Origin of the sequence: Aerophototrophica crusticola, assembly GCF_012913305.1 — a bacterium.
Classification (GTDB): Bacteria; Pseudomonadota; Alphaproteobacteria; order Azospirillales; family Azospirillaceae; genus Niveispirillum; species Niveispirillum crusticola.
Genome location: NZ_CP051775.1, coordinates 805,005 through 828,102 on the forward strand (window position 1 = coordinate 805,005; position 23,098 = coordinate 828,102).

Genomic DNA, 23,098 nt, shown 5'->3' on the forward strand with positions numbered 1-23,098 from the left:
CCGCCCACCAGGTTTGCCGACCCGATGCCCACCGACCCGATCAACCTGGCCGACGCCCGGCCGAAGAAATCCGCCTGCCCCATCTGCGGCCGCCCGGCCGTGCCGGAGGCCAAGCCCTTCTGTTCCAAGCGCTGCGCCGACGTGGACCTGTCCCGCTGGCTCGGCGGCGTCTACCGCGTCCCGGCGGGGGAGCAGGACGACAAGGCCGGGGCTGAAAAATTCGATGAGGACCCGTAATCAGGTGCTGGACAGCCCAAAATTTTTTGTCTATACCGCGCTCCTCACCGGGCGCCGCCCACGGCGGAACGACGGTGGGGGGCAAAGCAGCCAGGAAATCCAGCGGCTTAGCCCGGTTTGATCGCGGTGTGCCCAGGTAGCTCAGTTGGTAGAGCAGGGGACTGAAAATCCCCGTGTCGGTGGTTCGATTCCGCCCCTGGGCACCACGATCAGCAAGATGCGGTCAGCGTAGACCCAACTGTCGGTTTCAGACGTAATTGCTAGAAACCGGCTGGTAAATGGACTTGGTGCCTCGTTCGTGCGAGTAAACCGACTCTCCATGCCGCCCGATTTTCTTGCGATCTGAACAGCTTAGCGAGCGCGGATCGGCAAGAAAGCCAGTTTTGCCGCGTTGGCGCGCACGGGCATGACGACGCCCTCCGAATCCATTTACTCACACGAACGATCCGCAAAGCCTGGGTACCGCCACCCGGCGTTCGGCTCCCGCGGCAGGCATCCTCAACTGCATGCCGATGTATGCTGTTTCCCCGAGGACGCGCCCCGGCGCCCGCATACATGATCCTGCCTCGCACAGATGGGGGTTGGCATGGCGGGGCGAACGGGTCGGTGGCCAGGCAGGCCGGAGCTGATTGCAGGTGAATCGCTCACCTCATGGTTCGTCCGCGTCGCCGCGGCCAATGGGCACCGGCCGCGCGACCTTTACCGCTGCTGCCTGCCGGCGGGCGGCAACAGCGTCCCCGACCTGGACCGGCACGCCGAGCCTGGCCTGATCCACGCCCTGTCCGACGGCGCGGGGGTTGAGGCTGAAGCGATCCGGGCTGCCAGCTTCCAAGGCTTGGCCGGTCGGGTCTTTGAGCAAGACCCGGATGGCCGTGTCATCCTTCCCTGGCTCCCGCCTGCTGGGCGTCAGGCCGGGAAACGCTGCTTCGGGCAGCAGGTCTGCCCCCAGTGCCTCTCCACCGACCCGGTGCCGCACCTCAGGCTGTCTTGGCGGCTGGCCTTCGTCACCACCTGCGCCACGCACGGAGCCCTGTTGGTGGACCGCTGCGGGGATTGTGGCGAGCCGCTGGGCTTTCTCCAGCAGGACAACCGCTCTGGCTTCCGCTGCTGGTCCTGTGGCAGCGACGCGCGGCGGTGGGCATCGGTGCCGCCCCCGGTGGACACAGGCCCGCTCCAGGCCGCCTGGATGGCTGCTGTGGGCGAGGGGTGGGTCGACCTGGGTGCTTACGGCCCGACCTATTCCTTCGCTGCCCTGGACGTCCTGGCCGCCGTGATGCGGCTCCTCGCCGGCGGCCCCCACGCCTATGCCCTGCGCCGCTGGGTGGCGGCGAGGGAGCCAGGCCTGGACCTGCCGCCCGCGTCGGTGCCCAGGGTCAAGGACATCGCCCACCTGGCACCCCGGCCGCGGTCAATCCTGCTGGCCATGGCCCACTACCTGGTGCAGGACTGGCCCCATCGCTTCGTCGCGGCCGGCAAGGCCGTCGGGCTGGCCAGCAGCCACATCCGCAAGCGCCATGGCGACCGGCAGCCCTTCGCCCTGGCAGACGCCGTGGCCTGGCACCTGGACCGGGAGCAGCGGGCCGGACACCGAGAAGAGGTTCTGGCCGCCAAGCAGGTCCTCGCCGGCGCCGGCCGGCCCGGCACCTACCGGAACCTCATCGCCCTGATGGGGACGAAGCTGCTGGCCATCAGTGACCTGGCCGACCCTGCCACCGACGGTGCGCGCTGGGGGAGGGCCGGTACTGGAAGCTGGACGGCGTGTCGCCCGAGGTGAAGGCAGCCGCCCGCGCCGCGGCCCACAACGCCGGAGAGGGCGTGGGACCCTGGCTGGATAGTCTGTTGCGCAAATGCCTCAACCTTCCCGCGCCACGCGAAGAAAGCACGCGAAGCGCTTTACGCACATCATGATACGGGTGATTAACCCTTGGGGGTTGGAGGGTATATGCCCGTTCGCAAGATTGGTTTGTGCTATCGGAGTGTCGGGGGACGGGTGCCCATGGGGCCGGGCCGGCGGGGCGTAGATGTGGAGTCCACCCTGGAGCGCGACTTCGCCCTGCTGCAGCGTTTCGACTTGGCTGTCGCGACGCTGGAGGAGCAGCCCGTCCGCATCCGCCTGCCAGGGGGCGGCAGCTATGTGCCGGATTTCCTGGTGACCTACCGCGATGCCCGGCCGCCCAGGCTGGTGGAGGTGAAGTATTCCACCGACAAGGCTCTCCTCGCCGGCGAGCTGGAGGCGCGTTTCGCGGCGGCCCGGGCCTATGCGGCCGACATGGGCTGGCGATTCGAGGTCGCGACGGAACAGGCGATCCGCACCGCGCGGCTGGAGAACGCGAAGTTCCTGCTGCCCTACCGGGACAGGTCCGTCCCTGCCGGCCGGCGGGACGCGCTCATCGCCTCCGTGCGGTTGGCCCGGGTGCTCACGGTGCGGGAGCTGGCTGCCAGTGGCCCGGAGAGTGCCGCAGGCGCCCCGGCCCTGCTGCCGGACGTCTGGACGCTCGTGGCACGGCTGGAACTTGCGGCCGACCTCGACCAGCCGGTGGCCGCCACCACGCCACTGACCCTGCCCCGGGAACGGAGCCCATGATGATCTGCGGGGAGGTTTCGCCATGACGGGCGGCATCAGCTACAAGCCCGGGTCCCTGGTGCGCTGGCGGTCCCAAATCTTCCGCGTCGGGCAGGCGGTGACCGCCACCTCCGTGCTGCTGGAGGACCCGAACGGCGGCGACCCGCATGTCGTCCCGGTGTGGGAGCTGTCGGCGCCGGAACCGAAGCCCTCCGCCAACCCGGAGCGGCGCCTGCTGGACGCCTTGCACCCGGACGACCTAGCCGAGGCGAAGCGCCGCTTCTCCATCATCAAGCCGCTCCTGGCCCACCAGGGGCCCGGGATCCATGAGCGGGTCTGTGCCGCGGCGGAGGCTCACGGCACGACTTACCCGACCATCTACCGCTGGATGAAGGCCTACGAGGGCCGCCGGCTCCTGTCCGACCTGGCGCCCCGCCGGCGGGGCAAGCCGATGCCCAAGCTGCTGGACCCGAAGGTGGAGGCCGTCATCAGCAGCGTCATCAAGGATTTCTACCTGACCGACCAGAAGCCGAATGGCCAGCGGACGATCGAGGAGGTCCACCGGCGCTGCCGGGCCGCCAAGCTGCCCAAGCCCCATGCCTCGACCATCCGGGCGCGGCTGGATGCGCTGGAACCGCAGGAGAAGGTGCTGAAGCGGCAGGGCAAGAAGGCCGCCCATGACAAGTTCGGCGCCGTGAAGGGTGAGTTCCCGGGCGCGGATGCCCCGCTGGCCGTCGTGCAGATCGACCACACCCTCCTCGACATCATCGTGGTGGACGAGGAACAGCGTCTGCCGATCGGCCGTCCCTGGCTGACCCTGGCCATCGACGTGTTCAGCCGGATGGTGTTCGGCTACCACCTGTCCCTGGACCGGCCGAGCGCATTCGCCGTGGGGCTCTGCCTCTGCCATGGGATGCTGGACAAGAAGGCGGAGCTGGAGCGGCTGGGGATTAAGGGGGAGTGGCCGGTCTGGGGCAAGCCCCGCATGGTCCACGCCGACAACGGCAAGGATTTCCGCAGCCACCTGATCCGGGACACCCTGGACGAGCACGACATCCTCTACGAGTTCCGCCCACCCAAGACGCCCCACTATGGCGGCCACATCGAGCGGCTCTGCGGCACGCTGGGCGGGCAGATCCACGCGCTGCCCGGAACCACCTTCTCCAACCCCAAGAAACGGGGCGAGTACGACTCCAGCGGCAAGGCCTGCATGACCCTGGCGGAGTTGCGCCACTGGCTGCTGACCCTCATCGTCGGCATCTACCACAACAAGGTCCATGACGGGATCAAGCAGCCGCCCCTGGCCCGCTGGAATGACGGCGTCATCGGGGGCGGCACGGTGAAGCGGCCGACCGGCCTGCCCGACCCGATCGCCAACCCAAGGCGCCTGCGGCTGGACTTCCTGCCCTTCGCGGAGCGCACGGTGCAGCCGGAGGGGATCGTCTGGGACAAGATCTGGTACAGGGACCCTCTGATCTCCCAGCACGTCCGGTCCCGCGAGGGCAGCCGCCTGCGCAAGTTCAAGGTCCGCCGCGACCCGACGGACATCAGCAAGCTCTACTTCCTGGACCCGGGGCTGAAGGATTACGTGGAGATCCCGTACCGGGACTATGGCCGGCCCTCCATCTCGCTCTGGGAATACAAGGCGGCCCTGAACTGGCTGGAACGCCAGGGGAAGCAGGCGGAGGACGAGGCCGCCATCTTTGCCGCGTTCGAGGACATGCACCGGATCGCCGACGGGGCCAAGCGGGAGACGAAGCGTGTCCGCCGGCAGCGGGCCAAGCGGGACGAGATGCGCCGGCACCGGGAGGACCTGACCCTGGACCCGCCCGGCATCACCGCCGCGGCGCCGCCCGCCCCAGTAGGCCCGGCGCCGGCGCCCCAGGCCCCCCGGAAGGGCAGGGGAGGCAAGCCGCACCTCTCCCTCGTGGTGGACAACCCCGCCAAGGCACCGGCGGCGCCGTCCGACAGCTTCGACTTCCCCGAGGATGAGATCAGCAAGGGGGTGGAGATATGGTGAGCACCCCGGAACTGTTCGCCCGCCAGGGCATCCTGGGCTTCGAGATCCCGGCCACCCCGGACCTGGAGCACCGCCTGCTGCGCATCCGCAGCCCGCGCTACGTGGACTACGAGGCCGGCAGCCTGATCCTGCGCCGGTTCGCCTGGCTGTACGAGCACCCGGAGGTGCCGCGGCCGCCCTGCAACCTGATCTACGCCGACACCAACAACGGCAAGACCGCCCTGGCCAGGAAGTTCATCCGCGACGTCACCCCGCAGGAGGGCGACCCGCAGTATGGCAAGCTGCCCGTCGTCTACTGCCACTCCCCGCCCTACGCGGACCTGGTGGGCCTTTACGACTCCATCCTGCGCGCCCTGGACGCGCCCTACCGCACCTCCACCCGGGCCCAGGGCAAGTGGGACCAGATTCTGCACCTGCTGCCGGCCGTGGGCACGCGCATGCTGGTGGTGGACGAGGTGAACAACCTGCTGGTGGGCAAGCCCGACTCGCGGATCATGGTGCTGAACAGCTTGAAGAGCCTGTCCAACGAGCTTCGCATCCCGGTGGTGGCCATGGGCACCCAGGACGCCGTCCGCGTCTTCCAGACCAGCCCGGAGCTGGGCAACCGCTTCGAGCCGATCGGCATCCCCCGCTGGACCATCAGCGCCGAGTACGGCCTCTTCGTCTCCCGCTTCGTGAAGAGCCTGGAGCTGCGCGAGGAGAGCTCCTTCCGCTCCAAGGACCTGGTCAGCCGCATCCACCGCATGGCCGAGGGCCTGACCGGCGAAACCTGCAAGCTGATGTCCATCGCCGCCGAGGTAGCCATCCAGACCGGCCGCGAGGTGATCGACATGGAGACGCTGGACAAGGTGCCGTGGGTGATGCCCAGCGAGAGGCGGCGAGCGGCGCGGTGACTAGCATCAAAGTTGCAGCGGAAGCCTGAGGTGAACGGCCTTAGCGATGGCTTGATGGACCCGTCGCTATGTCGACCAAGGTGATGGCCAGGGCCGGCTCGTCCGCCGTAGGGCGTCCTCCAGCTCCCAGGTGCCGCAGATGCTGTCGGCCTCCGCCCAGGCAAACGGCTCCCCCGCCGTGACGGCCCGGCGCAGCATGCCCGCGGCGATAGCGGGCGGGGTGGCGAAGGCCGTACCCTGCGGCATGCGCGCCGCGGCCAGGCGGTCCGGCTGCTCGGCCCAGGCCTTCTGCATGCTCCTGAAACAGGCCCAGGCGGTGAACTGCAAAGTGCGGAAAGCGACTCCACCGGCGCAAGCGACCGGACCAATTAGTACGGTACTCCGCCGGAAAAATATCCTGTATCTCTCAAAAGCACCTCACCGGAGATTGTCCTCCTATATCTCCACCCACCTGTCCCGCACGGCAGGATCACCGAAAACCCTTCCTCGATGAGCGCGCTCCCATAATCCTTCATCTTGGCGGATAGGTTCTCATCATGCGGCTCATCTGAATCGTATGCCGGAAGATCGCCGAGGAGCGCTATAGCTCTGCCTTTTAAAGTGATTGTCCGCATTGGCCTACCTTTTTTCCGATTCGCCCAAGTTGTCAACATCTTGTCGACCGCTTCCGGCACTCTCGCCTTATCAACAAGTCCGGCTCCTTATAAATATAGAAGTAGTTGAAAGGCGATCCTTAGACGATCATTGTAAGCCCAGGACGTTATCGCCGATGGATTGTGCAGATGATTCATCGCTCCTCCTCATGCGCCAAGTGAGACGAGTCAAAACCGAACCCTGATCGCCGCAAGGCAGGGTTCCTCCCACGAAGATTAATGTCACAAGCATTTGTCAACAGCGTTCCGCGTCAGGTGCTCCTCCGGCAATGATGCTCCGTCCCCGCTGGGAGGGCTGGCCACAGCTTTGGCAACGGTACTCTGAAATGGCTTTGGTCGTACCCTATGGCGGTGGATGGCTCCCAGCCACCGTCCAAAGGACCTCCGATGCGGGAATATGTCCTTTCCTGACCACGAGTTCCCTGTTAAAGTCTGTTAGGCCTCCTGTGGTGGCGCCGAAATGGAAATAATGCTCAAATTACCCTTTGGATACTCAACAAGATGAATTTCCAATTCAAATATTTAGGGCCATCTAGGGCAGTGTCAGTCAAGGAGGATTTCAGAAAAATCGATTTCCGCATCCGCAGTTTGCTCCGCGAGAAGCAGGACGACGAGCACCTTTGGTCTCCACCGAACAGGGACCGTACCGATAGCGGGCATCGGGTTTTCCAATACCCGGCGATGATGGTCCCCATCGTTCAGCGTAGGCTGCTAGAGGCAGTGGTGTGTTCCCAGCGTGAAGGCATATCCTTATATGATCCGTTTTGCGGCTCGGGTACGTCCCTAGTGAGCGGAATGCACTTGGGTATGTCGGTACATGGAAACGACATCAACCCACTGGCGGTACTGATCAGCCGGCTTCGGACCGCAAGGGAGGTGGATGCGGACATCGCGGAGAAGGTGCGGCGCGCAGTCTCCGACGCCCGTGGCGACAAATCCCAGGTCGTTGAAACGGCCATGCCGAACAGAGAAAAGTGGTTCAAGCAAGAAGTCGCCCTTGAGTTGTCCGCGTTGCGGCGATCAATCAGGAACGAGTCAAATCTGTGGATGCGCAGGCTTCTATGGACAACCCTCGCAGAGACCATTCGCCTGACCAGCAATGACCGGACGTCGACTTACAAGCTGCATGTTCGTACCGAGGAAGACATCAATCGCAGGGACCAGTCCCCCATCGACGAGTTTGAACGCCTGGCCGCACAGAACGCAAAATCGCTTTTAGGCTTCCGCGCAGCTCTTAATGACAATGGGTTCGTTACTGCTGGGAAGTATTTACGAGATACGGTGGTGAAGCTCGCCGACACTACGGAAACGATGAGCGGCATATGGGGCAGCGAGAAGAAATTCGACCTCATGATGACCTCGCCTCCCTACGGCGACAATGTGACGACCGTAACTTATGGCCAGCACTCCTACTTGCCTCTGAATTGGATAGATCTTGCCGACATAGACGAGGGCGCTTCGCCCGACTTCTTGAAGTCTACTCGCGAGATTGATCAAAGGAGCTTGGGTGGCGGGAAGGTGGCGGCGAAGCGACCTGATCCTAGCAGGCTTCTGGAGGGAAGTCGGGCGCTGAAGAAAGCTTGGGCAAAGCTACCAAGCGGCGGCACGGGCAGGCAAAGGTTGATGTCCTTCTACGCAGACGTGACGCTAGCAATCGACTCCATGCTTTCGGTGATGAAGCAGGATGCCTATCTCATCTGGACGGTAGGCAACCGAAACATCAGTGGATGCGCGATCCCTACTGACAAGATCATTACGGAACTTCTGGAGGCGAGGGGCTGCACCTACGTTGCTGAACTCACGCGGGTTATTCGGCACAAGCGTATGCCCAACCGAAACGCGAGCAGCGAAACGATGAAGCGCGAGCACATCCTTGTGCTAAGGCACGGAGAATGAAATGACCCCGGAATTGGCGTCCCCCCAGCCTGCCGGGGAGAAGCTCGGGTTCGACATCAGCGCCAACGTGGTCCGCCAGCTTGGCGACGAGCTGGTATCCGACGAAGTAACGGCCCTGGTTGAGCTCATAAAGAATTCTTATGATGCCGATGCCAGCTACGTGAGGGTCGAGATAAGTACTGACGGCCGTCCGGACGAGCATGAAACCTATTTCCCTGACGCCAAAGGCTACATCAAGATTGAGGATGATGGCGACGGCATGGGTCTCGCCGACCTGCGTAGGGGCTGGCTAACCATATCGCTTTCAGAGAAAGGCAAGCTGAAGGATCTTGGTGTCGTCACAAAGCGAAAGAAGCGGACCCCATTGGGCGAGAAGGGCCTCGGGCGCCTTAGCACACAAAAATTGGGTGCAAACTTAGAAATCGTTACGAGGAAGTTGGGGTCCGAGGAGGTCAACCATGTCGGCTTCAGTTGGGATTCGTTCGGTACCGGCACCAAGCTTACCGAGGTCGAGGTCCGCCACAAGCAGCCAAAAATTTTTAAGCGGCCACATGGGGCAACCCTCGTAATATCGGGTCTGAAGAACCCTGCCGTTTGGGTTGGCGATGATCTCGTCACCCTTAGCAACAAGCTGGCACAAATAGTGGCGCCCTACGAGGAGATTAAGCCGTTCTCGGTGACGGTAACCATAAACAACAGGCCGGTGGATCTCGCCCCCTTGTCTAGGGAGGTCAGGGCAGCGGCTGTAGCGGTCTACAGCCTACGCTTTTCAAGTGGCAGAATTGAGCTAGATGGTCGGGTAAGGCTTGCAAAGTTCCAGGCGAATGCCTCGGATGATGTGTTTTTTGAAAAAAACGTTTTGTCGGACTCCGGGCGTAGGTTCTTCGATTTTCTCAGCCATTGGAAGTCCAAGGCGCCATTTGTTGGCTACCGCTATGAAGGCGGGCGCCCTGATTTTTTGAGCTTCAGCTATGAGGTCGCGCTGGCGTCTTTGAAACCGAGCCTGGCGGAGGATGTTTCCGACAGTAGGGGTGCCAAAGACGTCATCGTTGCCGACCCGGGACCATTTCGATCCGAATTCGCCGAGTATTCGCTGCGCAACTTAGGCGCCGGCGGCATGCGTGATGTTTCCACTCTATCTGACAGCACCCTCAGATCCCTGGTGAAAATTCATGCAGGCGTCAAGGTTTTCCGGGACGGGTTTGGAGTCCGGCCTTATGGGGTAGACCAAAACGACTGGCTGAAGCTTGGCGCCGCCCAAACTAGCGGCAGCTCCTGGTATGGGTTGAGGCCAAACAACACGCTCGGCTACGTCCTGATATCCGAGAAGCATAACCGAAGCTTACGTGAGAAGACAGACAGAGAAGGTTTCATCGACAATCCCTATTCCCGAAACTTTTTCAAAATCCACTCTCATGCTGTATCGGTGATTAATCAGTTTCACGAATGGGTAAGGCGCGGATATTTAGCCTTCAAGGCTGAGTGTTTGCCAACGCCAGTTGATTTGCTAGACGCTTCAGCCATGACTGAATTCGCGTCCGCCGCCACTGGTCATCTGGACCGATTTTCTTCCTCGGCGGCAGCTGTTCAAGCCAAGGTGCAGCCTCTGCAGGCAAGGGTGTCTGCTTTGGTGGAGGACATCCGCCAGCGACCACTGCTTGGGATGGACCCCGAAAGGCTACACGCCTTGATGGCTGACTTGGAGACAACACTGGCTCAGACCCGTGCGGCTTTGTCAGACGCCGCCTCCTTGAGGCCTCAGGCGGAACAACTCGTGGCCTTGGCCCAGCACGTGACGCCCCGCATTGCGATGTTGCAGCAGAGAATAACCGATTTCAGCGAACTCGCGAGCCTGGGCCTGATCGCGGAAGCGCTGACCCATGAAATCGAAAACATAGCCGATAGGGTTGTGAGCCGGGCAAAGGGCGCCATGAACAAGGCGCAGAAAGCAAAGCCGGAAAACGTCGAACTCCGTCTATACGCCATGGACGTTATCGCCTCCGCGAACGCACTTTCTCGCCAAGTAAGCCACTTATCGCCATCCCTGAGATACAAACGTGATGTAACCGAAAGATTCGATATTGCAAGTTTTGTGGCAGATATCAAGAATTATCACGATGAGAGATGGCAGGCATCGGAACTTGTCTTGCATATTTCCTCGGAGAGTGAAAATTTTGAACTTAACGCGAACCGTGGCAAGCTCATGCAAGTGTTTGATAATTTGATAATGAACTCTGAATATTGGGTTAGGCAAAATTTGGCTACGGCGGGCGGCACGCCAGGTTGCATTCATGTTCTTTATAGCCCTATGATGGTACAGATATGGGATAGTGGAACTGGTGTGGATCCGGCAGTGGAGGATACCTTGTTCGAACCGTTCGTAACGTTGAAGCCGCGGAACGAAGGACGGGGCTTGGGACTGTTCATCTGTAGTCAGATTTTGGAGTCGCTCGGCGGAACTCTGGTACTGCTTCACCGCCGAAACTCGTTTGGGCGACGCTATGTGTTCCAGATGGATTTGTCCGGCGCGGCTCCCGAAGGGATGGGTAAGAAATGACTGCTGAGACGGATAAGTGGATAGAGGGCCGTCAGAAGCTTGGCGAGCTGTTCACAAAACTCAAGATCAAGACCGTCGTCATCGTTGACGACGAGTATGAGCGGATCCCTGGACCGTCCGACGTGACACGGGTTTTTCTGTCCCAAGAAGGCGACGAGGGACGGAGGCAAAAGCTTCGTGCCATACTGTCATCAGTTCCCTTTGACGAGCCGGATGAGAACTGGACTGACCAACTACTGCGCGCGCTCAGCGAGGCTACGCCCGACCAGCTCAAGACCGTGGCCGCCCTTACAGCTGATCTGACCGACGGCGAGAGTGATGCGGCGGTACTGTCCCAGGTTGAGGCATGGCTGCCCGAGAACATACACCTAGCTAGGTTGACGCCCGCTGAATGGGAAAGCGCAGCTGACGGCTACCTAGGCTCGTGTTCGCATGAGTCCCGCACGTTGTTCCTGTTCGACCAGGAACTAGGCACGGCCACATTGCCTTCTGCAAGAACCTTCCGGACAGGAGTGGACATCATTCGCAGTCTTGTTTCAAGACATCCGGAAAAATTCGGGAAGAACTTTTTTTGTGGTATATTGTCTCACACTATTGAAGCAAATGATGAGATTGGAAAATGGCGCAAACTTGCGAATGATAATGAAGCGGGGCTGAAGTTGAAACACTTCATGGCTCTCTCAAAAAAGAATGTTCGAGCAGGGGAGAATTTTTTCCGTTCTATCAGAAGGACAGTGTTGAATATATACTGCGAAGAGATAAAAGAAGTTGCTGAGGAGAACTTCGCGATTGCACTGAAAAGTGCGCTGGACTCGTTCCGGGACATCGACCCAATCGACTTTGAGCACATTGTCCTCAAGTCTTCAGACAAGGACGGTGTAGCTGAAATCGAAACTATTCAGCGCGTTTACCTCATCCTCCACCGGGCAAGCGCGAGAAGCGCTTTCCTCACGCAGGACCGGCGCAGGAAGATGCAGGACAGTGCCAAGCAGGCGCGCGCGATTGCCGACGTGGATCGTGGGGGAACCAATCACTCGCTGGTTCGCCTCCGAAAGCTTCGCCATGACGAGTTGTTCGACGACGGAGGAAATATTAATCCCTGCCATGAGCCTGTCAGGAACGGCGATATTTTTGAGGTGGGCAGTGGCGCCGACACTCAAAGGTATGTTCTGATTGGCCAACCTTGTGACCTGATGGTGCGCAAGGACGGGAAGCGGAGTAGGGAGAACAATTTTAAGATAGCGTTTCTGGCGCCGCTCACAATGCTTGATGTGTCGACAACGCCTGAAGACAAGAAGGGTGTCAATTTTTTCAGTTTGCCTCATGTCAATTCGGGCGGCGATCTCCAAGCAATAGTGAGATTCAGCGAGGCAACAGTTGCCAATCTAGAAGTTCTAGACTTAAGTGTCCTCAATGATGATGGTGCCTGTAAGGTCGAGAAAGACAAATCTCCAGACCCTGATGCCTTTTATCATCTGTCCTGGGTAAAGAGAGCAGGCCTTTTGCAAAGCAGATATTCTAAGATTATTCGCGAAGTCGAGGATTTCGAGCGCCGCCACGGCGCCGATGCAGCGAAAGAGTTTGGAAAGTGGCGGATGCCAAGTCTGGCGATGTCTAGCAGCTTACGGTTTCTTGGTTCGTTCTCCAAGGGCGCCATAACATATCCGGTCACGCGTGTATCGCGGGCCATTGAGCCTCTATCAAACCAGATGCTAGCTGCATTCGGAGAATTCGTGGCCCGAGAGGCTCGCGACCATGATTATTCTTTGCTCGAGGTGGTCGCCAGCTGAGCATGAGGGAGCGTCTCCCGGGATTGGCGCCTCCTGCGTGGCGGGGCCGACGTTCCTGTGCGCCACTGTCTTTGCCCCCCGCAATAGCCGGCGCCCCCGCCAGCCCGGGGCGATGCCGGGTTGGCATCGACCTCCGCCTTCTGGTGAAACATTTTGCCGCTTTGGGTAGGTCGCGGGCCAGCTGCACTGGGCCTTTGCGGCGGGGGAGCCGTTCGCCTGGGCGGAGGCCGACAGCGTTTACGGCACCTGGGTGCTGGAGGACGCCCTGCGCCGGACGAGCGGGCCCTGCCTAAAACCTGGTCGACATGGCGAGGGGCCCATCAAGCCATCGCCAAGGCCGCCCACCTCAGGCTACCGCTGCAACGTTGATGTTAATTGCCTGGCGTTTTAAGGCGCGTGAAGTTCATTGTCGTTCCCGATACTGTCCGCACCAATCATCAGCACTCGTCAGCGGCCAGATCGCCTGTACATCCAACTCGGCACCGACTCCCGTGACATGGGCGCGCGGCGCGGCTTGGCGGCAGGTGCCGCGGCGGTGGTCGGGGTGGCCGTCCCAGTAGCGGCAGTGGGCGCAGGTGGTTTCCATGGTGCGGGCTCCAGCTTCGCTGAATTCTGGGAGGGCTGGTGCCTTGTCGGTCAAAGGTTTATGCGGGAGTAGTCAATCGGGCAGGCAGCGCCGTACCAGCTGGGTAAGGTGCCGGCTGGGCAGAGGTGCTGGATTACTTATGTGAACTCTGCGGAAATGACGGTTTTCTAACACGAACCCTCAGAATTTCCTTACAGCAACCCTTCGCCTTTCGGCCCGATTCAGCCTAGCCACGTCCATTTACGACTGAAGCCGAGACCAACATCCGCAAAACCATCCCGAACAGACCGTCGCCCCGGCTCGTGCCGCGGGTGTTTTGGCGCGTCCAGCGGGGCTCCAGGTTCAGCTGCTTGGCGTACAGGGTATGGCCCAGCATCCCGTTTCCTCCTTCTTTGTCCGTTGGGGACATTAGAACACCGTGATCCGCGATCCGGACCCGGCTCCTTTGCCGTGTCGCCATTGGGGGTAGGTGGTCGGCGCAAGTGGGAACCCTCTGTCTCGGCCCCGGTTGGATTCCCTCGACTTCGAATCAATTCCAGGACAGGGGAACACGGGGCATGGGCCGGGTCCTGAAGTGGGTGTTGGGCGTGCTGGTGGGGCTGGTGGCCCTGGTGGTGGTGGGCGTGGCGCTCTTCCCCTGGGACCGGGCGGCCGGCTGGGCGGCGGAGAGGGCCAGCCAGGTGACGGGCCGGCAGGTGGGCATCCAGGGCCTGCATGTGGACTGGTCCTGGCACCCGGTGGTGACCCTGCGGGGGATCACCGTGGCCAACGCCCCCTGGGGCAGCGAGCCGCTGATGGCCGACATCGAGCAGGTGCGCGCCGTGGTCAGCCTGTCGGACCTGTTGCGCGGGCGCCTGGCCCTGCCGGAACTGGTGGTGACCCGGCCCAAGGTGCTGCTGGAGAAAAGCCAGGAGGGCACCGGCAACTGGCGCTTCGAGGGCGCCGCGGCGGATGAGGCCGGGCAGGCGGCGGCGCCAGAGGACCGGGGGAGTTCCCCCTGATCGGCCGCATCGCCATCGAGGAGGGGCTGCTCACCTACAAGGACCAGGCCAAGCAGGCGAACGTCACCAGTCGCATCGCCACCGTGGCGGGGACGGGGGTGACGACGCGCTCCAGCTCACCGGTGAGGGGAACCTGGCCGGCAAGCCGCTGAAGGTGGAGGTCACCGCCGGGCCCCTGCTGGCCCTGCGCGAATCCGAAGAGCCCTATCCCATCGACATCAAGGTCCGCGCCGGCGGCACGCGGGCGGAGATCGGCGGCACCTTCGAGGACCCGGTCCAGCTCCAGGGCCCCAATCTGGGCCTGATGCTGGAAGGCCCGAACCTGGCGGAGATCTTCCCCCTGTTCGGCATCCCCACCCCCATCACCGACAAATACGCCCTGGAGGGCCATATCCGCCGGGAGGGGGAGCTTTGGGCCGTGCGCGACCTGAAGGGCCGGGTGGGGCAGAGCGACCTGTCCGGCTGGGTGACCCTGGAGCCGCGGGACGTGCGCCCCCTGATCAAGGCGGAACTGAAATCCCAGAAGCTCCGCCTCCAGGACCTGGGCGGCCTGATCGGCATGACCGCCGACAGCGCGCAGAAGCAGAACGAGCCGGCGGGTGCCGACGGGCAGCTCGTCCCCGATACGCCGGTGGCGCTGGACCGGCTGAAGGCGGCGGACATGGAGGTGGGCTTCACCGGCGGCGACGTGCAGGTGCCGGTGCTGCCGCTGAAGGATGTGGCCTTCCACCTCAGCCTCAAGGACGGGGTGGCCCGCATGGACCCGCTGAAGATGACGGCGGAGGTCGGACGCATCGCCGGCAGCGCCGTCCTGGACGGTAGCAAGGAGACGCCGGTGGGCCGGTTCGACATCGGCATCCAGGGCGTGGGCCTGAAGCCCTTCTTCGCCGGCACCCGCTTCGAGGACGAGACGGAGGGCACCATCGGCGGCCGCGTGAAGCTGGCCGGGTCAGGGAAATCCCTGTCGGGCATCCTGGGCGCCGCCGACGGGGAGATCGTGATGGTCATGGAGGGCGGCAAGGTCAGCCACCTGCTGGTGGAGGCGGCGGGCGTGGACATCGCCGAGGCCCTGGGCGACCTGATCGGCGGGGACGAGCCGGTGGGCGTGCGCTGCCTGGTGGCGGACTTGGACGTGAAGGACGGGCTGCTGAAGACCAAGACCCTCGTCTTCGACACCACGGACACCAACATCGCCGGCAACATCACCAGCCACCTGGGCAAGGAGACGCTGGACGGCCGGATAGAGGCCTACCCGAAGGACCCCAGCCCCCTGGCCGCCCGCATGCCGGTCACCTTCGGTGGCACCTGGGCCAACCCGAAGCTGGGGGTGGAGGCGGAGAATGCGGCCGCCAAGGGTGCGGCCGCCGTTGCGCTGGGCGTTCTGTTGACGCCGCTCGCCGCGATCATCCCCTTCCTGGAGACGGGCGGCGGTGAGGATAGCCCCTGCCGCAGCCTGATCCAGCAGGCGGAGGACAAGCCGAAGCAGGAACAGAAGCCGGCGAAAGGGCGGAAGGGTTGAGGGGGAGGGCGGGCCCGGGATGCCGGAACCCGCGTCAGCGCCCGCCCGCCGCTGGCAGCGGCTTGGCCCGCAGGTCCAGCACATAGGCCAAGGTCACCCCCATGCGCTCGACACGCACGATCTCCGGACCCTTAGGGGCGTCCGGGCAGGGGCTGCGGGTGAAGCTGACATAGAAGTCCACGGGGCCCTGGCCGTCCGGCGGGGCGCGCCAGCGGGGCGGCAGGTAGTACAGGGCGGACTCGTGGGGGCCGCAGACCCGCACCCGATATGGCCTGGTGATCGCCTCCGCCCCCTCGGCCCGCACGATGTCCCGTGACAGGATGCGGGCCGCCTCCGACAGGGCGGTGCCCCAATAATCCAGCTCATAGCGCCCATCGGCGCCGCGCACGCCGCCGGCCAGGGCGTTGTACCAGACTGCCTCATAGGGGTGCAGCCGGGCCATGTCGACCAGCATGGCCGCGGCCCAGCCTGCCAGCACCGTCGGCCCGATCCAGGCCCGCCGCTCCGGCAGCAGGCCCAAGGCCCGGTCCAGGGCCAGGGCGGCGGCAACCGCCAGCACCGGCAGCAGGAACAGCAGGTGCCGGATGCCGTCATACAGCACCGCGTCGGTCACCATCACCACGGCCGGGGGCAACAGCACGGCCGCCCCCAGGCCGATCCGCTCGGGCCGGAGGTTCCCGCGGGCCAGCCCTGCCAAGGCCCAGCCCAGGGCACCGCCAAGCGCGGCGATGACCAGCAGGGGCAGCTTCACCCCGAACCCTGCCGGCACGTACCACCAGGGCAGGTCCGTCGTCCGCAGCTCCTGCCCGGCGAAGCGGAAGGTGAAGTCCAGGGGGAAGCTTGAGAACTCCGTCAAGGCCCGCACGGGGTTGCCCAACGGGTCGAGCTGGGCCCAGGGCCAAGCCGCCACCATCACCGCCCAGGCCAGCAGCAGGGCCGGCAGCAGCCTTGCCGCCGCCATGCCCACAGCCCGCGCCAGTTCCGTCCCGATCCCCTGCCGCCGCGCCGCCTGCGCCAGCCAGACCGGCCCCCCAGCGCCAGGGGCGCCAGCAGGATCACCCCGCCCACGCGGATGCCAAGGGCGCAGCCCAGGGCGACGCCCAACCCGACCAGGTCCCTCCAGGCCGGCCGGGGCAGGGACCGCAGGATGCGGATCTGGTACAGGGTGCACCAGGCGCCAGCCACGGCGAAGGGCACGTCCTTGGGGTTGGCGAAGGCGTGGCCCATCCAGAGCGGTGTCAGGACAAGCAGCAGCACCGCCAGGGTCCCGGCCCGCGGCCCCGCCAGCTCCCGCCCCAGCTTGAACACGGCCAGCAACCCGGCCAGCCCCACCAGCCCGCCCAGCAGGCGGCGGCCCGCATAGGGGTCCAGCGGCAGCAATTCCCCCAGGGCCGTGGCGGCCGTGTCATACGCCGCGCCGTAAAGGTAGAGGTTCTGGTACTCGAACACGCCGCGGTCCTGGCCCAGGGTCAGGTACCATTCCAGGGCCCGCCGGCCATATTCCAGGTGCAGCGGCTCGTCCCAACTGATGCCATAGCCGCGGAAAGTGGCGACCACCGCGACCAGCCCGAGGATGAGCAGCACGCGCCCCCACCGGCCCCACGCCTGCTCCGTCATGGCGCTTGGCCTTGCCTTACGGGGCCAAACCGCCGCGCAGCTCGGCCGGGGGCTCGCTGCGGGCTTCCTCCTGGCGGGGGGACAGGCCGTGGCTCTCCCCCACCAGATAGAGCGGGCGGCCCTTCACCTCGGTGAAGATGCGGCCGACATAGTCGCCCAGCACGCCCAGGCAGATCAGCTGCACCCCGCCCAGGAACAGCGTGGCCACCATCAGCGACGCATAGCCCGGCACGTCCACGCCGTAGACCAGGGTCTTGGCCATGATCCAGACCCCGTACAGGCCCGACAGGGCCGCCACCGCCAAGCCCAGCCAGGACCACATGCGCAGGGGCACCGTGCTGAAGCTGGCGAAGCCGTCCAGGGCGAAGCGCATCAGGCGCCACAGGCTGAACTTGCTGCTGCCCGCATGGCGGTCCGCCACCTCGAACGGCACCGCCTCCTGCCGGAAGCCGACCCAGCTGTAGAGCCCCTTCATGAAGCGGGTGCGCTCCGGCATGGCGTTCAGCGCGTCCACCACCACCCGGTCCATCAGCCGGAAATCCCCGGCGTCCCGCGGCAGGTCCACCTCCGACAGCCGGTCCAGGGTGCCGTAGAAGGCGCGGGTCAGGGTGCGGCGCAGCCAGCCATCCGTGGCGCGGTCCTGGCGCACGCCATAGACCATCTGGGCACCCGCCTGCCAGCGGGCGACGAAGGTCTCGATCAGCTCCGGCGGGTGTTGCAGGTCGCTGTCCATCAGCACCACGGCCCGGCCGCCAGCTTGGCGCAGCCCGGCCGACATGGCGACTTCCTTGCCGAAATTGCGGCTGAAGCGCAGCAGCTTGACCCGCAGGTTGCGGGCGCGCATGGCCAGCAGCATGTCCCAGGTGCCGTCGCCGGAGCCGTCGTCGACGCAGATCACCTCATAGGGCAGTCCCACCCGCTCCAGCACCGGTTGCAGCCGGGCGAACAGGGCGGGGATGCTGCCCTCCTCATTGTGCATGGGCAGCACCACGGACAGGACCACGGCCTCGGTGGCGCCGCGGAAGGCGATGGGCTTCGTGGGGTCCGGATGCTGGGAGGACATCATCTCTCTCTGGCGGAACGGGTCGGTCCTGGAAGGCCCGCGTCGCTTTGGTGCCCCTTATGACACCGAATTAACGGGTGCAACAGCGCAGGTTTCGGAAAGCTGCCGCGTGTAAGGTACGGCGCCATCCTGTCATCATTTCGGCACGGATTACCATTAATGGGTCGGGCATGGCGCCCCCGACGCCGGACAGAGAGCCCGAGGCCCCACCCTTGTCACGCAAGACCCTGCTCATCACCGCCGCCCTGCTGGTTGCCGGCATCGGCTTCGCCGTCTGGAACTGGCGGGGGTCCGACGCGCCGCCGCCCGTCACCTACAAGCTGGCGCCGGTGGAGGAGGGGCCGATCACCAGCGCCGTCTCCACCTCGGGCACGGTCCAGGCCGCCAACAGTGTCGTGGTGGGCTCCCAGCTTTCCGGCCAGGTCCTGGAGGTGCTGGTGGACTACAACAGCAGCGTCGCCAAGGATGCCGTGCTGGCCCGCATCGACCCCTCCACCTACGAATCCCGGGTGCGCCAGAACTCCGCGCAGCTCGAGGTGGCCAAGGCCCGGGTGATGGAGCAGGAGGCCTCCGTCCGCCGGGCGGAGCTGAAGCTGGCCGACAGCCAGCGCGACTTCACCCGCCGCAAGGCCCTGCGTGCCGCCGGCAACCTTTCGGAACGGGACTTCGACACCGCCAAGACGACCCTCGACACCGCGGCGGTGGAACTGGACCTGGCCAAGGCCCAGCTCGCCAATGCCCGCGCCACCGTGGCGCAGCAGGAAGCCACCCTGGCCCAGGCGAAGATCGACGTGGAACGGACCATTATCCGTTCCCCCATCGACGGCATCGTCATCAGCCGGGAGGTGGAGCCGGGCCAGACCGTGGCCGCCAGCCTGCAGGCCCCGACCCTGTTCACCATCGCCAGCAACCTGTCCGAGATGGAGGTGGAGGCGCGGGTGGACGAGGCGGACATCGGCCGGGTGCGGCCGGAGCAGCTGGTGCGCTTCAGCGTGGACGCCTTCCCCGGCCAGCGCTTCATCGGCCGGGTGCAGCAGATCCGCAAATCGCCCAAGGAAGTGCAGAACGTCGTCACCTACACCGTGGTGGTCGCCGCCCCCAACCCGGGGGAAAAGCTGCTGCCCGGCCTGACCGCCAAGCTGGACATCGTCATCGGCGAGAAGGACAAGACCCTGCGCGTCCCCTCCCAGGCCCTGCGCTTCCGGCCGCGGCAGGAGGCGCCTCGCCAGGGCAGCGGCACGCCCGTGGCCTCCGCCGGCCCCGGCACGGCCAACGCCGCCACCCCCGCCGCGGCCCCGCAGCCCGGCGCGCAGGAGGGGCGTCGCCCCGCCCCGGCGGGCAGGGTGGCGAGGGCGGCATGCGTGGTCCCCGGCCCGGTGCCGCCGGGGCGGACAGCCCGACCCCGGGCACCCTCTATGTGCTGGAGGACGGCAAGCCCAAGGCCGTGCCGGTGAAGTTCGGCCTGCAGGACACGGATTGGGTGGAGATCGTGGAGGGCCCGCTGAAGCCCGGTGACCAGATCATCCTCCGCGCCGACCGTGCCGACGGCTCGGGCGCCTCCGGTTCCGGCCGGCCCCCCGGCCCGCCCATGAGGTTCTAAGGGCATGGCCGAGATCCAGACCATCCCGCCTGCCGCCGCCGCGGACCGCCCGGTCATCGCCTGCCGCGATGTGGCGAAGACCTATGCCATGGGCGGCGGCGTGGTTCAGGCCCTGCGCGGCGTCAGCCTGGACATCTTCGCCGGGGAGTTCGTGGCCGTCATGGGCCCGTCCGGTTCCGGCAAGTCCACCCTGATGAACCTGGTTGGCTGCCTGGACACGCCCAGCGCCGGCCGGGTCGCCATCGACGGGGAGGACGTGTCCGACCTTTCCCCCGACCAGCTTTCGGACATCCGCTCCCGCCGGATCGGCTTCGTCTTCCAGCAGTTCAACCTGCTGCGGCGGACCTCGGCCCTGGAAAACGTCATGATGCCCCTGATGTATGCCCGCCGGCCGGTCACCGACCGGGCGGAGCGGGCCAAGCGGTGCCTGGGGATGGTGGGGCTGGGGTCGCGTACCGACCATTTCCCCTCCCAGCTTTCCGGCGGGCAGCAGCAGCGCGTGGCCATCGCCCGTGCCCTCGTGAACGACCCGACCCTGTTGCTGGCGGACGAGCCCACCGGCGCCCTGGATACGCGCACCGGCATGGAAATCCTGGAGCTGTTCCAGCGGCTGAACCGGCAGGGCATCACCATCGTGGTGGTCACCCACGACCCGGAGGTGGCCGCCGCGGCATCCCGCGTCCTCACCTTCCGCGACGGGCGGCTGGTCAGCGACCGGCGCAATGCCAGTCCGCGCGACTTGGCGGCGGAGCTGGCCGCCCTGCCGCCGGCCAATGACGAGGCGGGGAGGCGGTGGCATGACCATCATCGACGGCATCCGCATGGCCCTGGCGGCCATCCGCGCCAACGCCATGCGCAGCCTGCTGACGGTGCTGGGCATCGTCATCGGCGTGGCGGCGGTCATCACCATGGTGGCCATGGGCTCCGGCGCCCGGGACCAGGTGCAGCAGCAGGTCAGCTCCATCGGCGCGAACCTGATCATGGTCACCCCCGGCGTGCGGCGCTTCGGCGGCGTCGCCGTCTCCGGCAACGCGATCCTGTCGGAGGAGGACGCGGCCGCCATCATCCGGGAGGTGCCCGGCATCGCCGCCGTCGCCCCCACCCGCAGCGGCAATGTCCAGCTCGTCGCCGGCAATGCCAACTCCACCAGCCGGCTGGAGGGCATCACCGAGGACTACATGGTCGCCCGGGAATGGACCATCGAGTCGGGCCGCAGCCTGTCCAGCTCGGAGGTGCGGACCGGCGGGCAGGTGGTGCTGCTGGGGCAGACCGTGGCGCGGGAGCTGTTCGGGGAAAGCGACCCCGTCGGCCAGTCCATCCGCATCAACCGGACCCCCGCCACGGTGGTGGGCCTGCTGAAGTCCAAGGGCCAGACCAGCTTCGGCCAGGACCAGGACCGCATCGTCATGGTGCCGCTGCCCACCTCCCGCCGCATCCTGGGCAACAGCCGCATCCAGCCCCGACGGGTGGACACCATCACCGTGAAGGCGGAGAGCGGGGGCCGGCTGGGCACCGCGGTGGAGGACATCAAGGACCTGCTGCGCCAGCGGCTGCGCATTCCTCCTGGCGGCACCGACACCTTCGAGGTGCGCAACCTGACGGAGTTCCTGTCGGCGGCCACCGAGGCCACCCAGACGATGACCATGCTGGTCTCAGCCGTGGCCTCCGTCTCGCTGCTGGTGGGCGGCATCGGCATCATGAACATCATGCTGGTCTCCGTCACCGAGCGGACGCGGGAGATCGGCCTGCGCCTGGCCGTGGGCGCCAGGCGGGGGGACATCCTGCTGCAGTTCCTGGTGGAGGCGGTGACCCTCTGCATCATCGGCGGGGCCATCGGCATCGGCCTGGGCATCGGCCTTGCCTACCTGATCGGCAACCTCGCCCAATGGCCGGTGCTGGTGCAGCCGAACGTCATCGTCATGAGCGTGCTGATCTCTGCCGCCATCGGCGTGTTCTTCGGCTTCTGGCCCGCCCGCCGCGCCGCCCGCCTCGACCCCATCGAGGCGCTGCGGTTTGAGTAGGGGGTGATTGTGAGGTGGACAGCGAGGCGGAAGGACTCGGACACGGATGAACGGGATGGTTTCCGGATAACCGGGATAAGATTTTGTGGCTGCGCCGCAGGCAAAAAAACTCTATGGCCGGCGCACAAGCCCCTGCCGTTCCGCCCCATCCGGGACAATCCGGCCATCATCCCGTTCATCCGTGTCCAAGTCCTTCCGCCCCGCGTCCTTCCACGTCGGCCGAAGAGGACCTTCACGCCCCCACCGTCCGCTGCTCCTGTATCCCCAACCCCTCGACCGACAGGCGCACCGTCTGCCCCGGTCGCAGGAAGCGGGGCGGCTTCTGGCCCATGCCGACGCCCGGCGGCGTGCCGGTGCAGATCACGTCGCCGGGGTGCAGGGTCATGAACTGGCTGAGGTAGTGGACCAGGAAACGGACGCCATAGACCATAGTGGCGGTGCTGCCGTCCTGCATGCGCTGCCCGTCCACCTCCAGCCAGAGCCTGAGGGCTTGCGGGTCCGGCACCTCGTCCGCGGTGACCAGCCAGGGGCCCAGGGGGCCGAAACCGTCATGGCCCTTGCCCTTGTCCCAGGTGCCGGACCGGTTCATCTGGAAGTCGCGCTCCGACACGTCGTTGACGACGCAATAGCCGGCCACATGGTCCATGGCCGTCGACTCGGGCACGTACTTGGCCGTGGTGCCGATGACCACGCCCAATTCCACTTCCCAGTCGGTCTTTTCCGAGCCGCGGGGGATGGGCAGGGCGTCGTTGGGCCCGGCGATGCAACTCGTGGCCTTCAGGAAGACCACCGGCTCCGGCGGCACCGTGGCCCCGGTCTCGGCGGCATGGTCGGCATAGTTCAGGCCGATGCCGATCAGCTTGCCCACGCGGCCCACCGGCGGGCCCAGGCGTGGAGTGCCCTCCACCAGCGGCAAGGTGCCCAGGTCCAGCGCCCGCAGCCGGTCCAGGTTCTTGGGCAGCAGGGCATCACCGGCGATGTCCGGGATGAAACCCGACAGGTCGCGCAGGCGCCCATCCCCGTCCAGGATGCCCGGCCGCTCGGCGCCCGGCGATCCAAAACGCAGCAACTTCATCCCGTCC

Annotated in this window: 18 protein-coding genes, 1 tRNA gene and 1 pseudogene; 15 read left to right on the top strand and 5 right to left on the bottom strand. The window is 65.1% G+C overall.

Annotated elements, in window-relative coordinates; all coding sequences use genetic code 11:
• The first annotated feature begins 24 nt into the window (after positions 1-24).
• The 6 genes from yacG (at position 25) to HHL28_RS03895 (ending at position 5,713) form a co-directional block, all read left to right on the top strand.
• Positions 25-237, top strand: a complete 213-nt coding sequence (yacG, locus tag HHL28_RS03870; protein ID WP_075770695.1) for a DNA gyrase inhibitor YacG — start codon at positions 25-27, stop codon at positions 235-237.
• 130 nt (positions 238-367) lie between these two features.
• Positions 368-443 (top strand) — tRNA-Phe (locus tag HHL28_RS03875).
• A gap of 380 nt (positions 444-823) precedes the next feature.
• Positions 824-2,011: a TniQ family protein gene (locus HHL28_RS03880; protein ID WP_169654714.1), complete on the top strand. Its 1,188-nt coding sequence runs from the start codon at positions 824-826 to the stop codon at positions 2,009-2,011.
• Positions 2,012-2,260: 249 nt separating this feature from the next.
• Positions 2,261-2,821: a TnsA endonuclease N-terminal domain-containing protein gene (locus tag HHL28_RS03885; RefSeq protein ID WP_404326434.1), complete on the top strand. Its 561-nt coding sequence runs from the start codon at positions 2,261-2,263 to the stop codon at positions 2,819-2,821.
• A gap of 22 nt (positions 2,822-2,843) precedes the next feature.
• Positions 2,844-4,820, top strand: a complete 1,977-nt coding sequence (locus HHL28_RS03890; RefSeq protein WP_075770692.1) for a Mu transposase C-terminal domain-containing protein — start codon at positions 2,844-2,846, stop codon at positions 4,818-4,820.
• Positions 4,814-5,713 (top strand): TniB family NTP-binding protein, encoded by a 900-nt coding sequence (locus HHL28_RS03895; RefSeq protein ID WP_075770691.1) that lies wholly within the window; start codon positions 4,814-4,816, stop codon positions 5,711-5,713. Before HHL28_RS03890 ends, HHL28_RS03895 begins: the two co-directional genes overlap by 7 nt.
• Before the next feature lie 66 nt (positions 5,714-5,779).
• Here HHL28_RS03895 and HHL28_RS03900 read toward each other — a convergent pair whose 3' ends face one another.
• Positions 5,780-6,007 (bottom strand): transposase, encoded by a 228-nt coding sequence (locus HHL28_RS03900; RefSeq protein ID WP_075770690.1) that lies wholly within the window; start codon positions 6,005-6,007, stop codon positions 5,780-5,782.
• Between the two features lie 860 nt (positions 6,008-6,867).
• Between HHL28_RS03900 and HHL28_RS03905 the strand changes: the two genes are divergently transcribed.
• The 5 genes from HHL28_RS03905 to HHL28_RS03925 all read left to right on the top strand — a co-directional run bounded on the left by HHL28_RS03905 (position 6,868) and on the right by HHL28_RS03925 (position 15,715).
• Positions 6,868-8,262 (top strand): TRM11 family methyltransferase, encoded by a 1,395-nt coding sequence (locus tag HHL28_RS03905; protein WP_169654716.1) that lies wholly within the window; start codon positions 6,868-6,870, stop codon positions 8,260-8,262.
• 1 nt (position 8,263) lies between these two features.
• Positions 8,264-10,819 (top strand): sensor histidine kinase, encoded by a 2,556-nt coding sequence (locus HHL28_RS03910; RefSeq protein ID WP_075770688.1) that lies wholly within the window; start codon positions 8,264-8,266, stop codon positions 10,817-10,819.
• On the top strand, positions 10,816-12,609 hold the full coding sequence (locus HHL28_RS03915; RefSeq protein ID WP_169654718.1) for a hypothetical protein: 1,794 nt from the start codon (positions 10,816-10,818) through the stop codon (positions 12,607-12,609). The genes HHL28_RS03910 and HHL28_RS03915 overlap by 4 nt, the downstream gene beginning before the upstream one ends.
• 1,143 nt (positions 12,610-13,752) lie before the next feature.
• A complete protein-coding gene (locus tag HHL28_RS03920) occupies positions 13,753-14,196 on the top strand; it encodes an AsmA family protein (protein WP_169654720.1) in 444 nt (147 codons plus the stop codon).
• A gap of 154 nt (positions 14,197-14,350) precedes the next feature.
• On the top strand, positions 14,351-15,715 hold the full coding sequence (locus tag HHL28_RS03925; protein ID WP_169654722.1) for an AsmA family protein: 1,365 nt from the start codon (positions 14,351-14,353) through the stop codon (positions 15,713-15,715).
• A gap of 34 nt (positions 15,716-15,749) precedes the next feature.
• Here the strand turns inward: HHL28_RS03925 and HHL28_RS03930 are convergent, their stop codons facing one another.
• From HHL28_RS03930 to HHL28_RS03940, 3 genes are read right to left on the bottom strand one after another with little or no spacing between them, the layout of a single operon-like run.
• On the bottom strand, positions 15,750-16,676 hold the full coding sequence (locus HHL28_RS03930; RefSeq protein WP_169654724.1) for a hypothetical protein: 927 nt from the start codon (positions 16,674-16,676) through the stop codon (positions 15,750-15,752).
• Complete coding sequence (locus HHL28_RS03935; protein ID WP_169654726.1) at positions 16,628-17,299, bottom strand: glycosyltransferase family 39 protein; 672 nt, start codon at positions 17,297-17,299, stop codon at positions 16,628-16,630. The genes HHL28_RS03930 and HHL28_RS03935 overlap by 49 nt, the downstream gene beginning before the upstream one ends.
• 49 nt (positions 17,300-17,348) lie before the next feature.
• Complete coding sequence (locus HHL28_RS03940) at positions 17,349-18,398, bottom strand: glycosyltransferase family 2 protein (protein WP_404326439.1); 1,050 nt, start codon at positions 18,396-18,398, stop codon at positions 17,349-17,351.
• Positions 18,399-18,607: 209 nt separating this feature from the next.
• On the opposite strand from HHL28_RS03940, the gene HHL28_RS03945 reads away from it, so the two are divergent.
• The 4 genes and pseudogenes from HHL28_RS03945 (at position 18,608) to HHL28_RS18260 (ending at position 22,016) form a co-directional block, all read left to right on the top strand.
• Positions 18,608-19,849: an efflux RND transporter periplasmic adaptor subunit gene (locus tag HHL28_RS03945; RefSeq protein WP_169654728.1), complete on the top strand. Its 1,242-nt coding sequence runs from the start codon at positions 18,608-18,610 to the stop codon at positions 19,847-19,849.
• Positions 19,813-19,995 carry a hypothetical protein gene (locus HHL28_RS03950; RefSeq protein ID WP_169654730.1) on the top strand — a complete coding sequence of 61 codons (183 nt, stop codon included), beginning with the start codon at positions 19,813-19,815 and terminating at the stop codon, positions 19,993-19,995. Before HHL28_RS03945 ends, HHL28_RS03950 begins: the two co-directional genes overlap by 37 nt.
• Positions 19,996-20,155: 160 nt before the next feature.
• Positions 20,156-20,494: pseudogene (locus HHL28_RS18255) on the top strand (ABC transporter ATP-binding protein); the annotation flags it as partial.
• A 298-nt stretch (positions 20,495-20,792) separates the two neighbouring features.
• The gene (locus HHL28_RS18260; protein ID WP_075769977.1) at positions 20,793-22,016 is read left to right on the top strand and encodes an ABC transporter permease; all 1,224 of its coding nucleotides are present in this window, start codon (positions 20,793-20,795) and stop codon (positions 22,014-22,016) included.
• Positions 22,017-22,248: 232 nt separating this feature from the next.
• On the opposite strand, the gene HHL28_RS03960 is transcribed toward HHL28_RS18260, so the two are convergent.
• Complete coding sequence (locus tag HHL28_RS03960; RefSeq protein WP_075769978.1) at positions 22,249-23,091, bottom strand: fumarylacetoacetate hydrolase family protein; 843 nt, start codon at positions 23,089-23,091, stop codon at positions 22,249-22,251.
• Between the last annotated feature and the right edge of the window lie 7 nt (positions 23,092-23,098).

Bases quoted from the DNA above. Each gene is read 5' to 3' on its own strand.
- yacG (WP_075770695.1), top strand. From the start codon at position 25: ATGCCCACCGACCCGATCAACCTGGCCGACGCCCGGCCGAAGAAATCC.
- HHL28_RS03880 (WP_169654714.1), top strand. From the start codon at position 824: ATGGCGGGGCGAACGGGTCGGTGGCCAGGCAGGCCGGAGCTGATTGCA.
- HHL28_RS03890 (WP_075770692.1), top strand. From the start codon at position 2,844: ATGACGGGCGGCATCAGCTACAAGCCCGGGTCCCTGGTGCGCTGGCGG.
- HHL28_RS03895 (WP_075770691.1), top strand. From the start codon at position 4,814: ATGGTGAGCACCCCGGAACTGTTCGCCCGCCAGGGCATCCTGGGCTTC.
- HHL28_RS03900 (WP_075770690.1), bottom strand. From the start codon at position 6,007: ATGCAGAAGGCCTGGGCCGAGCAGCCGGACCGCCTGGCCGCGGCGCGC.
- HHL28_RS03905 (WP_169654716.1), top strand. From the start codon at position 6,868: ATGAATTTCCAATTCAAATATTTAGGGCCATCTAGGGCAGTGTCAGTC.
- HHL28_RS03910 (WP_075770688.1), top strand. From the start codon at position 8,264: ATGACCCCGGAATTGGCGTCCCCCCAGCCTGCCGGGGAGAAGCTCGGG.
- HHL28_RS03915 (WP_169654718.1), top strand. From the start codon at position 10,816: ATGACTGCTGAGACGGATAAGTGGATAGAGGGCCGTCAGAAGCTTGGC.
- HHL28_RS03920 (WP_169654720.1), top strand. From the start codon at position 13,753: ATGGGCCGGGTCCTGAAGTGGGTGTTGGGCGTGCTGGTGGGGCTGGTG.
- HHL28_RS03930 (WP_169654724.1), bottom strand. From the start codon at position 16,676: ATGGCGGCGGCAAGGCTGCTGCCGGCCCTGCTGCTGGCCTGGGCGGTG.
- HHL28_RS03940 (WP_404326439.1), bottom strand. From the start codon at position 18,398: ATGATGTCCTCCCAGCATCCGGACCCCACGAAGCCCATCGCCTTCCGC.
- HHL28_RS18260 (WP_075769977.1), top strand. From the start codon at position 20,793: ATGACCATCATCGACGGCATCCGCATGGCCCTGGCGGCCATCCGCGCC.
- HHL28_RS03960 (WP_075769978.1), bottom strand. From the start codon at position 23,091: ATGAAGTTGCTGCGTTTTGGATCGCCGGGCGCCGAGCGGCCGGGCATC.